This is a genomic window from Asticcacaulis solisilvae, from assembly GCF_017875235.1.
Taxonomy (GTDB): Bacteria; Pseudomonadota; Alphaproteobacteria; order Caulobacterales; family Caulobacteraceae; genus Asticcacaulis; species Asticcacaulis solisilvae_A.
In genome coordinates, this window is record NZ_JAGGMI010000011.1 from 117,113 (window position 1) to 129,621 (window position 12,509).

At 62.9% G+C, this 12,509-nt stretch carries 10 protein-coding genes; 4 read left to right on the plus strand and 6 right to left on the minus strand.

From position 1 onward, the window contains the following. Positions 1 to 52 precede the first annotated feature (52 nt). The 3 genes from pip to J2X24_RS17280 all read left to right on the plus strand — a co-directional run bounded on the left by pip (position 53) and on the right by J2X24_RS17280 (position 3,680). Complete coding sequence (gene pip, locus J2X24_RS17270) at positions 53 to 1,075, plus strand: prolyl aminopeptidase (RefSeq protein ID WP_209724389.1); 1,023 nt, start codon at positions 53 to 55, stop codon at positions 1,073 to 1,075. Positions 1,076 to 1,241: 166 nt separating this feature from the next. Continuing rightward, the gene (locus J2X24_RS17275) at positions 1,242 to 2,564 is read left to right on the plus strand and encodes a hypothetical protein (RefSeq protein WP_209724391.1); all 1,323 of its coding nucleotides are present in this window, start codon (positions 1,242 to 1,244) and stop codon (positions 2,562 to 2,564) included. A 12-nt stretch (positions 2,565 to 2,576) separates the two neighbouring features. After that, entirely contained in the window at positions 2,577 to 3,680 is a 1,104-nt protein-coding gene (locus tag J2X24_RS17280) for a D-Ala-D-Ala carboxypeptidase family metallohydrolase (RefSeq protein ID WP_209724392.1), read from the plus strand. A gap of 229 nt (positions 3,681 to 3,909) precedes the next feature. Here J2X24_RS17280 and rodA read toward each other — a convergent pair whose 3' ends face one another. From rodA to J2X24_RS17310, 6 genes are all read right to left on the minus strand, one after another. Beyond that, a complete protein-coding gene (gene rodA / locus J2X24_RS17285) occupies positions 3,910 to 5,073 on the minus strand; it encodes a rod shape-determining protein RodA (protein ID WP_209724394.1) in 1,164 nt (387 codons plus the stop codon). A gap of 9 nt (positions 5,074 to 5,082) precedes the next feature. Continuing rightward, positions 5,083 to 7,077 carry a penicillin-binding protein 2 gene (gene mrdA, locus J2X24_RS17290; protein WP_209724396.1) on the minus strand — a complete coding sequence of 665 codons (1,995 nt, stop codon included), beginning with the start codon at positions 7,075 to 7,077 and terminating at the stop codon, positions 5,083 to 5,085. After that, positions 7,077 to 7,658, minus strand: coding sequence for a hypothetical protein (locus J2X24_RS17295; protein ID WP_209724399.1), 582 nt, complete (start codon positions 7,656 to 7,658; stop codon positions 7,077 to 7,079). The genes mrdA and J2X24_RS17295 overlap by 1 nt, the downstream gene beginning before the upstream one ends. Next, positions 7,658 to 8,827: a rod shape-determining protein MreC gene (gene mreC, locus J2X24_RS17300; RefSeq protein WP_209724401.1), complete on the minus strand. Its 1,170-nt coding sequence runs from the start codon at positions 8,825 to 8,827 to the stop codon at positions 7,658 to 7,660. Before mreC ends, J2X24_RS17295 begins: the two co-directional genes overlap by 1 nt. A gap of 144 nt (positions 8,828 to 8,971) precedes the next feature. Next, on the minus strand, positions 8,972 to 10,015 hold the full coding sequence (locus J2X24_RS17305) for a rod shape-determining protein (RefSeq protein ID WP_209724403.1): 1,044 nt from the start codon (positions 10,013 to 10,015) through the stop codon (positions 8,972 to 8,974). 340 nt (positions 10,016 to 10,355) lie between these two features. After that, positions 10,356 to 11,066: a TVP38/TMEM64 family protein gene (locus J2X24_RS17310; protein ID WP_245344825.1), complete on the minus strand. Its 711-nt coding sequence runs from the start codon at positions 11,064 to 11,066 to the stop codon at positions 10,356 to 10,358. A 182-nt stretch (positions 11,067 to 11,248) separates the two neighbouring features. Between J2X24_RS17310 and J2X24_RS17315 the strand changes: the two genes are divergently transcribed. Beyond that, positions 11,249 to 12,457 carry a pyridoxal phosphate-dependent aminotransferase gene (locus J2X24_RS17315; RefSeq protein WP_209724405.1) on the plus strand — a complete coding sequence of 403 codons (1,209 nt, stop codon included), beginning with the start codon at positions 11,249 to 11,251 and terminating at the stop codon, positions 12,455 to 12,457. The last annotated feature ends 52 nt before the right edge of the window (positions 12,458 to 12,509 follow it).

Sequence of the window (12,509 nt, forward strand, 5' to 3'; positions counted from 1 at the left end):
TGCGGCGTAAACTTTGAAACACTCTGGGTGCGCCGTTTATTTTCTAAAGATCATGATCGATTCTGTAAATTCTTCCATTACTTCGAAATCCCGATCCGGCGCTGCTCCGCGGGGTCTTTATCCCGACATCGAACCCTATGATACCGGCCATCTGGCGGTCGGCGGCAAGCACAGGATCTATTACGAACAATGCGGCAATCCAGCCGGTGTTCCGGTCGTGGTGCTGCATGGCGGCCCCGGCGGCGGCATCTCCGCCAACCTGCGCTCCTACTTCAATCCGGACGGCTATCGCATCATCCTGTTCGACCAGCGCGGCTGCGGAAAATCGACGCCGCACGCGTCCGAAGACGTTTCGCTGGACGACAACACGACCTGGCACCTGGTCTCGGACATCGAAGCCTTACGCGAAAAGCTGGGCGTCAGCCGGTGGGCGGTGTTCGGCGGGTCGTGGGGTTCGACCCTGTCGCTGGCCTACGCACTCAAACACACCGACAAGGTGCTGGGCCTGATCCTGCGCGGCATCTTCCTGGTGCGCAAATCCGAGCTCGACTGGTTCTACCAGGAAGGCGCCAGCCATATCTATCCGGACATCTGGGAACGCTTCATCGCCCCTATCCCCGAAGCCGAGCGCGGCGACCTTCTCAACGCCTATATCGCGCGGCTGAACGGTTCGGACAAGGCGGTGCAGCGCGCCTGCGCCCTGGCGTGGAGCGGCTGGGAAGGCGACACCCTGTCGATCGAAGGGCCGTCGGAGGCCGGGTCGAAGTTCTCCGATCCCGACTTCGCCATCGCTTTTGCGCGCATCGAGTCGTGGTACTTCAAGAACGGCGGTTTCTTCGAGACCGACAACTGGATCCTCGAAAATATCCGCCGTTTGAAAGACGTGCCGGCGTGGATCGTCCAGGGCCGTTATGACGTGGTCACGCCGATGAAGACGGCCTGGGAACTGCACAAGGCCTGGCCGGAAGCCCGCTTCAACCTGGTCAAGAAGGCCGGCCATTCGTCCAGCGACGACGGCATCCTGCACGGCCTGGTCGCCGCCGCCGACGAAGCCTTGGCATTGCTGGCGAAATAACTTTAGCGCTGAGGGTAAAAAGCCACACCGCCGACCTGATCAAAAAACAACATTACGCCGCCCTTGCCGTATGGTTAATTGTTGTTAAGGTATATCCGAGCGCAGGTATGGCCGGCATTTTGGGGCAAGGACGGACGCGCTCTCCGGGGGTTGCGTGGGAAGTTTGTTGCCAGAATCGCTAGATGTGGCGGCGGGGCTTGTCTTCGTCTACCTGCTCATGAGCGTGCTCGCGACCGTGGCGCGCGAAGCCTTCGAAGGCTTCATGAAGCGCCGTTCCCGCAACCTGGAAAAGGGCCTGATCGAACTCCTGTGCGACCAGCCGGCGGAGAAGCCCAAGGGCAGGACGAAAGCCAAGACCAAGACGATCGAGGGCTATGAAGTCCTTCAGGCCTTCTATGATCATCCCCTGATCATGTCGCTTTACCGCGGCCGCTACACCATTCCGCCCAAGCGCCATTTCCTGCAGGGGCGGTCGATGCCGTCCTATGTCCCCAGCTCGCATTTCGCCTATGTCCTGTTGGACATGCTGTCCGAACGCGGCGGACTGGGGACGGACCAGGGCGTCAACCTCAATGCCGTCATGGATGGATCGCGTCAGCTGGGTAATGCGCGGCTGGCCCGCATGGTCCAATTCGCCGTCTCAAATGCCGGCGGCGACGTCGACAAGGCGCGGCAGTTCCTGGAAAACTGGTTCAACGCCACCATGGACCGCGTCTCGGGCTGGTACCGCCTGGAAACACAGACCTTCCTGTTCTGGGTCAGCCTGGCGGCCTGCGTCATACTGAACGTCAATACGGTCGTCATTGCCGACGCGCTTTATCGCAGCCCGACCTTACGCAAAGGCGTCGAGGTCGCGGCAGAGACCTATTACCAGAAGCACGCCACCGGCCAGTTGCAGACCGGTGAGCTCCAGACGCTCGGCAACAACCCGCTGAACGAACTGGGCCTGCCGCTGGGCTGGACACAGCAGACGCGCGACGCCATGGCGCGCTTGTTTGCCCGCGAAGAGGCCCGCGCCGTCGATCCGGAGGCCGTCGCCCTTCTGACTGTGACGGCCAAGGACAGCCAGGGCTGGACCGGTCAGGTGGCATCGTCGATTAACGGCGCCTGGCAGGAGGTCGTCAATTTCTACTACGGCACGCCTGGCCTCGGCGACAACACGCTGTTCAACTTCCTGCCCTTCGTGTCGCTGATCATGGGCTGGGTCATGACGGCCTTTGCCGTGACGCTGGGCGCGCCCTTCTGGTTCGACGTGCTGAGCAAGCTGATGGTCGTGCGGTCGACCTTCAAACCGAATGGCGGCGGGCAGCGCGGCGACGGTCAAAAGGACACCGTATCCGGGCTGGCGGCCATTGCGGCAACGCTGGCTCCGCCGCAGCCTGCGGTTCAGGAAACCAAGCCCTTCCTGAGCTTTGGCAATGCGCAGGCGGCCGTGGTGCTGCAGGACGACCTGCCGGTCGATCCCAATCAGCGCCCGCGCGACGCCTGATCGCCGTTAGCCATGGCCATCATCACGCCTGAACATCTCCTGGCCCTGGCGCCGACGACCAAGCGGGCGGCGGAGTATGCCCCCGCGCTGGACGCCGTACTGGAACGCGCCGGCATAACGACGCCCCTGCGCGTGGCGCATTTCATGGCGCAGCTCTGTCACGAATCCGGCGGTTTCCGCGCCCTGGTCGAAAACCTGAACTACCGTCCGGAAACCCTGATGGCCGTGTTCAAGAAGCGCGTGCCGACCCTCGAGCAGGCACAGGCCCTGGTCAATGCCGGCAAGGACGCCATCGCCGAACACATTTACGGCGGACGGCTCGGCAATGTGAACCCCGGTGACGGCGCGCGCTTTATCGGCCGTGGTTTCATCATGGTCACGGGCCGGACGAATTATGAGCTGTGCGGCAATCGCATTGGCCAGCCCCTGACCGAGCGCCCGGAATTGCTGGAGCAGCCTGCGATCGCCGCCCTGGCGTCGGCCGCCTTCTGGCAGATGAACAATCTGAATGCCGCCGCCGACCGGGACGACGTCAACCTCGTCACGCGCCTGATCAATGGCGGCGACAACGGCTTGGCGGATCGCAAGGTGTTGACCGACAAGGCGCGACGCCTCTGGCAGGTCACGCCGCCCGTGGCCCTGCCGCCGGCCGCACCCCCGACACCGACGGCCCTGCCCGCCGGTGCCTTGAGCCGCTATTTCACGCTCGACGAAATGACCTTTTCCTCAACGGCGGTCCGTCAGCAGATCGACAACACGCCTTCAGCGGCCGTTCTCGAAAAGCTGAGGGAAACGGCCACGCAGATGGACGCGGTGCGCGAGCTTCTCGGCTATCCCATAACCGTGACCAGCGGATACCGGAGCCCGGCCCTGAACGCGCTGGTCAACGGTTCGCCGACCAGCGCGCACATGAGCGGCCACGCCGTCGACTTCGTCTGCCGCCAGTTCGGCACGCCGCTGCAGATCTGCCATAAGATCGCGGCCAGCAATATCCGCTTCGACCAGTTGATCCAGGAAGGAACCTGGGTGCACATCTCGTTCGATCCGCGCATGCGCCGCGAGATCAAGACCGCCAACTTCTCAGGTGGCGCTCCAAGCTATACGCCGGGATTGTAGCCGAACCAAAGGCCCCAGCACCACTCGATCCGCTCGCGCCCCACATGAATTACAGCGCGCTCCGGGCCATAAACCTTTCAAATTGGATGAGATGGCAGGAGCTGAGCGCCGCCTCGTAACCGGCCGGAAATTCGGAGCCTTGAGGCGAGTGCTCGCCGGCTAGCGCCGCAGGTACATTAGTACCTGCAAGCGACGACTGCGACGCAATCGCCCAAGGATGCGGATTTCCCTATTCGAAGCGGGCGAAGATGGATTGTTGTCTGGGTAGTTCCTGATATCGGTGCACGCGAACGCCGAGGATTAGCCCGAACCCGGCCATGACGGTCAGCATGACGGAACCACCATAGGACACGAGCGCCATCGGGATACCCACGACCGGCGCCAGGCCCATGACCATGGCGCCATTGATCAGCACATACAGCGCGAAGGTTGCCGTCGTGCCGGCAGCCGCCAGGCGGCCGAAGTGCGAATGCGATACCGACGCCATGCGCAGCGCCATGAAGATCAGTGCGCCCGCCAGGGCAAAGACCGCGAAGCCGCCGGCAAATCCCAGCTCCTCACACACCCCGGCCATGATGAAGTCGGTGTGCTTTTCCGGCAGGAAGTTCAGCTGTGACTGCGACCCCAGCCCAAGCCCCTTGCCGAGCAGGCCGCCGGAACCCATGGCGATCTTGGACTGGAGGATGTGATACCCGGTGCCGGAAGGGTCGGCTTCGGGATTGAGAAAGGTCAGGATGCGGTTTCGCTGATAGTCGTGCAGGATATATTGGAAGGCGATCGGCACCATCACCACGGCCCCCGCCGCGGCCGCCGCGATGATCTTCCAGTTAAGCCCCGCCAGTATCATGACGGCCCCGCCGGTAAACGCGATCAGGAGCGCGGTGCCGAGGTCCGGCTGGTGCATGACCAGCCCCGTCGGGACTGCGATCATCAGCGCCGGGATAATCAGCTTCCAGGACAGATTGGCGTCCTTGGCGGAGGCTTCGTGATAGAAGCGCGCCAGTCCCAGCACAATGGCCAGCTTCATGAACTCCGATGGCTGAAAGCTAAAGCTGCCGATTTCCAGCCAGCGCTGAGCGCCCATACGGACGTCGCCGATCACTTCGACGGCAACCAGCAGCAGCAGGGATATGGTGTAGAATGGGTAGCATATCCACAGCCAGACGCGCAGGTCGACCAGCGCGAGGCAAAGCGTCAGCACCAGGCAGGTACAGAAGACGATCAGTTGCTTATAAGCCCAGGGTTGCCAGCTCATGCCGCCGGCGCTGTACTGCAACAACATGCCGATGCTGGCGAGCGCGATCAGGCAGATGACGAAGACCCAGTTGATCTGTGTGATCTTGGAGTCGTAACGCTCGCGCTGACCAGGACGGGAAAGGGCTGAATCGACCATGTGTCTCTCCTAATCCGACCGCGCATTGGGATCGACCGGCACGTCAACTTCGGCGCTGGCTGAAGCGGAGGCATCAGCGTTCAGCTTGCCGGTATCGATGGCGGCATTGACCGGCCCGGTGATGCGTTTGCGGATCTCCGGGTCCTTGATCAGGGCCAGGCGCATGATTTCGCGCGCCTTGGGCGCCGCGAACCGGCCACCGGCGACGCCGTGCTGAACGACAACAGCCAGGGCGTATTTCGGCTGGTCAACAGGCGCGTAGCAGACGAACAGGCCGTGGTCCTTATACTTCCATTCGTTGGCCTTGCGGATGCCGGTCTTGTCGTAGCCGCGCACTTGGGCCGTGCCGGTCTTGCCGGCCATATGGATGTTCGGCCCCAGATCGAGCTGCGACTGGCGGTAAGCCGTACCGTCGGCATCGTTCGACACGCGATTCATGCCGTCGCGAATGATCGCCAAATGCGCTTCGGGGATTTCGATCGTCTTGAACTTCGACATGTGGTCTTCGAGATCGCCGCCGATCTTGTTGACCAGATAGGGCTCGACCGCTTTCTTGCCGTTGGCGATGCGCGCGGTATAGGTCGCCAGCTGGATGGGCGACACCAAGGTCATGCCCTGGCCGATGGCGGCCGACAGGGTTTCGCCGGGATGCCAGACCGGATCCTTCTTACGGTACTTGCGGACGTACTCCTGATCCGGCAGCAGGCCCTTCTTCTGGCCGTCGATGCCGAGATCCGGATAGATGTGTTCCAGGCCGAGCTTCCGGCCGGCGCGGGCGATGCGGTCGATGCCGGCGCGGTTACACATGGCGTAGAAATAGACGTCGCACGAATGCTTGATGGCCCCGACCATGTCGACCGAGCCATGTCCGCCCGGCTTCCAGCATCCGAACCGTCGCCCGAAATAGAAGGCGCCGCTGCAATGGACGCGCTCGGCCGGATTAATGCCGGCGTCGAGCAGAGCAAGCGCAGTCGTCATCTTGAAGGTCGAGCCCGGCGCATAGGTCGATCCGACGGCCTTGTCCAGCAGGGGCAACCGCTCGTAGTCGGCCAGCAGGCGGTAGGCGTCGGTCGGGATGCCCGAGACAAAAAGGTTCGGGTCGAAGGCCGGCGTCGAGGTCATGCACAGAACTTCGCCGGTATTGACGTTCATCATGACCGCCGAACCCGAATCCTCTCCGAAAACCTCGAGGGCGCGCATCTGGATGTCGGCATCGAGAGTCAGGGTGATATCGGCGCCCGGCTTGGGCGGGATCATGCCTTGCGGATCTTCGGCCACGACCTGGCCTTCGGCGTCGACCTCGACCTTGCGGCCACCTGCGGTGCCGCGCAGCTGGGCGTCATAGGCGCGTTCGATGCCCGTCTTGCCGATCCGGAAGGAAGGGTGACGCAGCAGCTTGTCCTCTTCCTCGGTATAGTCGGGCCGGGCCTTTTCGCGTTCAAGGTCGCGGGCGTTGATCTTGGAGACGTAGCCCACGACGTGGCTGAAGGCGCCGCCGTAGTGGTAGACGCGAAGCTGGTCCATATCGGCGACAACGCCTGGGATGTCGTTGGCATACAGGCTGACGCGTGAAAAGTCCTCCCAGTTCAGGTCAGACGCAATGATGGTCGGCACGAAGCGCTGGTTCTGGTTGAGATCGCGCAGGATACGCCTGCGGTTCGTCACCGCCTGGGGAAGGATGTAGGAGACCTCGTTAAGCGTGTCGTCGATATTCTTGACTTCGTTGCTTTCGATCATCACGCGGAAGGACGGACGATTGCCGGCGATGACCTTGCCGTTGCGGTCGAGAATGTCGCCGCGCGGCGGCGGAATGAGGCGGAAATTATACTGATTGGCGGCGGACAGCTTCTGGTACTTGCCGCCTTGCAGGACCTGGAGGTGCGCAAGGCGTCCCGTCAGGGCGAACAAGCCAAAGGCGACCACGCCGCCCAGGATGAAGATGCGGCGGTGAAACGCCCCCTGGCGTTCATTGACATCGGTGAAGACGATCGAGGGTTCAGCCATTATCCAAACCGCACATCCGCATGGACGTACTTGTCCAGCATATAAGGCACGACCGGGAACAGCAGGGTCGTGGCAATCAGTTGCTCGAAGACGCCGATCAGGCGAACGATCGAGCCAGTGTCCAGCGCGATCAGGGTAACCCCCATGCCGAAAAAGACGATTTCCGTCGCGACATAGATGCCGAACACGACACGCCAGTCCTGGCCGGCGACGTAACTGCGCACTGTGACCAGCACGCCGTACACGATCATCAGGGTCAGGGTGTAGAAGCCAAACGGTGCCGACCAGTAGACGTCGAGAAACAGGCCCAGCGCCGCCAGCACCAGCGGCGCCAGATAGGACGGGCGGACCAGCGGCCAGACGAAAGCGAGGACCAGCGGCATGACGGGTTCGGGCAGGTGCAGGCCGAAGATGCGGATCGGCGTCGCCAGGACCACCGTCACGGCAATGGCCACGAGGGCGGGCATGAACAGCCATTCCCACGGCCCGATAACGCGCGATGCTATGGCGCCGCGCAGATTGCGGGTGATCGTCTTCTTGGGACGCTGCCTGAACAAACCCCGGTCAAGCGGCGCTTTCATCAGTTGGCGCCCCCGGTCGGTGTTGAGGGCTGCGGCGACGCAGGCGCAGGCGCAGGCGTGAACGGGCGCAGTTCTGGCGACGACGACGATGAGGCGGACGCGGATGTGGCGGGACGCGGCTGGGGTTTGGGCCTGGGCGGCGCAGGACGCGCGGCGGCCGATGAGGAGGATGCGGCGGCGGCCGGCGCAGGTGCGGCCGAACTGACAACCGCGCTTGCGCTGGCCGATGCCGAAGCGGCGGCAGCCGGGTTGACCGTTGGCAGGACCGGCGGTGGCAGCAGGTCGCTGACCGGCGGTGTCTTCAGCAGCTGATCGGCGTCCGGGAGACGCGAGAAGTCCTTGAACAGCAGCACCTTGACGAAGTCAATCGGCGCGCGGTCGGCGTAGAGGCGGACGCGCCAGACGCCGTCGACGCCCTGGTCGGCCTCGCCGACGGGTAGGCCGCGCGGGAAGATGCCGCCGTCGCCCGAAGTCAGTATCTGGTCGCCCTTCTTGATGACGTTCTTGCCGCGGATAAATTCCAGCTTGGGGCAGCAGCCGCCGTCTCCCTTCATCATGGCGCGGGCGTCGGTGCGCATGACCATGATCGGCACGTGGCTGGTAACGTCGGTGACCATCAGCACGCGCGACACGTTCGGGCTGACGCCGACGATGCGGCCGACCAGGCCTTGGTCGGTGATGACAGGATTGCCAAAAGTGATCTTGCGGCTGGCGCCGGCGTCGATCAGGCGATTGTTGTTGAACGGCCCGCGCGTGACGGACACCGAGCGCGCCGTGACGGCTTCGACCGCCGGCTCGGTGCGCAGGTTTAGCAGCTTCTCATAGCGCTCGTTGACATCCTTGAGCACAAAATAGGCGTCGCGGTACTGACGCAGCTCCGCGACCTGCTTTTTCAGGGTGCGGTTTTCGCTGGCGGCAAAGAGATAGTCGTCGAGCCAGCTGGTGCCGGCGCCGACGACGTGGACCGGCGCGGCCAGGGCGCCATTGACCGGCTTGGCCGCGCTGTCGAAGGCCGAACGGTCGCCATAGGTGTTGGGTTCGACCTCCTCACGCCGGTCACCCAGCAGCATCAGCGCCGCGAAGATGCAGACGCCGACGACGATGGCCATGACCGCCCAGGTCACGGGCAGTTTGAGATGCTCGAAGTGCTTGTTGTCCCCGTAAGCCACTTAAGTACTTCCTTGGTTCCCGTCAGGAACCGGAACTGTCCGGATAGCAAACCTGCGGCTATCCCCCCGCAATCGAACGTTTTTGTCAGATAGCTCGTGCTCTAGCGGTCAAGTGCGACCGCACCGCGACGCCATTATGACCAATTATGACAAGGTGGCGTCGAGAATGCCCTTCATCCAGCGCGGATGCTCCAGCACCCGGCCGCAGCCGATGGCCACGCACGACAGCGGATCTTCGGCGACCGATACCGGCAGGCCGGTCTGGTCACGGATTTCGACGTCGAGGCCGCGCAGCAGCGCGCCACCGCCAGTCAGCATGATGCCCTTGTCGGCGATATCCGCCGCCAGTTCCGGCGGCGTGGCTTCCAGCGCGACCTTGACCGCGTCGATGATCTGCGCGACCGGCTCGGCCAGGGCTTCGGCGGCCTGGCGCTCCGACATGCGGACTTCGCGCGGCACGCCCTGCATCAGGTCGCGGCCCTTGACCTCGATCGCCATGCCTTCGCCGTCGTGCGGGACGCGGGCGGTGCCGATGTCCTTCTTGATGCGTTCAGCGGTCGTTTCACCGATCAGCAGGTTGTGGTTGCGGCGCATGAAGTTGGTGATGGCCTCATCCATCTTGTCGCCGCCGACGCGGACCGATTTGGAGTACACAATACCCGACAGCGACAGGACAGCGACTTCGGTCGTGCCGCCGCCGATGTCGACGACCATCGAACCGGTCGGCTCATGGATCGGCAGGCCGGCGCCGATGGCCGCCGCCATCGGCTCATCGAGCAGGCCGACGCGGCGCGCCGAGGCGTTGAGGCACGAGTCGTTGATGGCGCGGCGTTCCACGGCGGTGGCGCCCGAAGGCACGCACACGATCACCTTGGGGTTCACGAAGCCCTTGCGGTTGTGGACCTTGCGGATGAAGTACTTGATCATTTCCTCGGCGACTTCGAAGTCGGCGATGACGCCGTCGCGCATTGGGCGGATGGCTTCCATATGGCCGGGCGTACGGCCCAGCATCTGCTTGGCTTCGATGCCCACGGCGTGCACCGTCTTGCGGCCGCCGACATTGCGCAGCGCCACGACGGACGGCTCGTTCAGCACGATGCCTCGGCCCTTCATATAGATAAGCGTATTGGCCGTACCCAGGTCGATAGCGATATCGTTGGAAAAACCGCCGAAGAAGGACTTTAACATGGACTAGACTGCCTTGGGTTCCGATAAATTGTGGGAGGCCGGGATGCGGGAGAGGCGAAGGGTAAGATTGCGCGCTGGCAAGCCTTATTCAGGGGCTTGAATCGCAGGCGTGATCTTGTAGAAAGCCATCACTTGCCCGTAACTCAGGTGAATTTCAAGGGGGTTGGTGAAAAAGTTGGTTTCAACTTACAAGCCAATTGGTTAATTTAACGTTTTCCCTTATAAAACAACGGGTCGCGCACGCTGAAATCACGTTTATTTTAGATGCGGCAGCGGGGCTTGATCGCGACAAATCGTAACCGTGTTCCGGGCCGGAAAATTTGCCCGAATTTTGGCCCGCTCAGCCCCGGTCCTTGCCTGCCAGATAGAGCCGTCGCGCCCCGATCATGACGCCCAGCCAGACGAGCGCCAGGAGCGCCAGGAGCACGCCCGTCTTCCAGCCGTCGGGCCCGCGGAACGCCGTCAGGGAGCCGCCCAGGATGGCCACCAGCAGGATCTTGGGGATCGAGCCCAGTGCGCAACCGGCGAGAAACGCCAGGAAGGACGCTTTCGTCGCGCCGAACGCCATGTTGACGACGATAGGCGGCGCGGTCGGCAGGTTGCGGATGATGAAGGAGGCCGAAAAGGCATTGCGGCCAATATAACCCGCCAGCTTGTCGACGTGGTTGCCGCCGAACTTCTGCAACAGGCCCTGGCCCATGAACCGTCCCATGTAGAAGGTCATGGCGGCGGAGACGACGGTGGCGATCCAGCTGTAGAGCCCGCCCCACACCGGGCCGAAGACGAGGACCGACGCCGCCACCAGGATGAACTGCGGCGCACCGAACAGGGCCGAAACGCAGAAGACGAGCGTGACCACCAGGACGGCCATGGGCGAGTTGCGGTAGCCGGCCATCCAGTGTTCCAGCGCCAGCAGCGTGGTCTGCCCCCATTCCGACCGGCTGACCAAAAGGGTCAGGACCACCAGCGCCAGGACGACAACCGAAGCCCCGATGGCGCGATACATTTTTGCATCGAGATGGACGAAAAAGCCCGTAAGCTTGCGCCACATCTCTTGTATATCATTGTGCATCGCACACACTCTATGGCAGGGACGCTACACTTGGGATAACTCCCGGCCCTTAGCAAGAGATTTTGGCAAAGATGAGCGATGACGGTTGGACAAACGAAATTGGGCGAGTAAAGAGGGTCCTGCATTTTGGCACCTCCAATCCCCAGGCTAAGGTCAACCCGATGGCACCCTTTTCCGAATCCGACACGCTGAAGCGCGTGAAACCCTCCCCGACCCTGGCCGTGACGGCCAAGGCCAGAGAACTGGCCCGTCAAGGCAAGAAGGTCATCAGCCTGGGCGCCGGCGAACCGGACTTCGACACGCCCGAAAACATCTGCGACGCAGCCATCAAGGCGATCAAGCGCGGCGAGACGCGCTACACCGACGTCGATGGCATCCCCGAGCTGAAGGCGGCCATCGTCGAGAAGTTCAAGCGCGAGAACGGCCTGGAGTACAAGACGACCCAGGTCAGCGTCTCGCCCGGCGGCAAGCCCGTCATCTATAACGCCATGATGGCATCGCTGAACCCCGGCGACGAAGTCATCATCCCGGCGCCGTACTGGGTATCCTATCCTGACATGGTCCTGCTGGCCGGCGGCACGCCCGTTTTCGCGGTCGGCGAAATGTCGACCGGCTTCAAGCTGAAGCCGGAAACGCTGGAAGCCGCCATCACGCCCAAGACCAAGTGGCTGATCCTCAACTCGCCGTCCAACCCGTCGGGCGCCGCCTATACCGAAGCCGAGCTCAAGGCGCTTGGCGAGGTGCTGAAGAAGCATCCGCAGGTGTGGATCCTGACCGACGACATGTACGAGCACCTGACCTTCGACGGCTTCAAGTACACGACGATCGCCCAGGTGACGCCGGAACTGTACGACCGCACCCTGACCATGAACGGCGTGTCGAAGGCCTATTCGATGACTGGCTGGCGCATCGGCTACGCCGCGGGCCCCGAGCCGCTGATCAAGGCCATGGCCAAGATCATCTCGCAGTCGACCTCGAACCCGTGCTCGATCGCCCAGTGGGCCGCCGTCGAAGCGCTCAACGGGCCGCAGGACTTCATCCCGCAGCGCGCCTCGGTCTTCCAGAAGCGCCGCGACCTGGTCGTCGCCATGCTGAACAATGCGAAGGGCATCCACTGCCCGACCCCGGAAGGCGCCTTCTATGTCTATCCGTCGATCGCCGGCTGCATCGGCAAGCAGGCGCCGTCGGGCAAGATCATCAATTCGGACGAGGACTTCGCCGCGGAGTTGCTGCAGACCGAGGAAGTCGCCGTCGTGCACGGCGCGGCGTTCGGCCTGTCGCCCTTCTTCCGCATCTCGTACGCGACGTCGGAATCGGTCCTGACCGAGGCCTGTTCGCGTATCCAGCGCTTCTGCGCGGCGTTGAAGTAAGCACAGGCGCTCGAGTTCAAGCGTTCCTACGTGCTACGGCTCTCCACTCCAA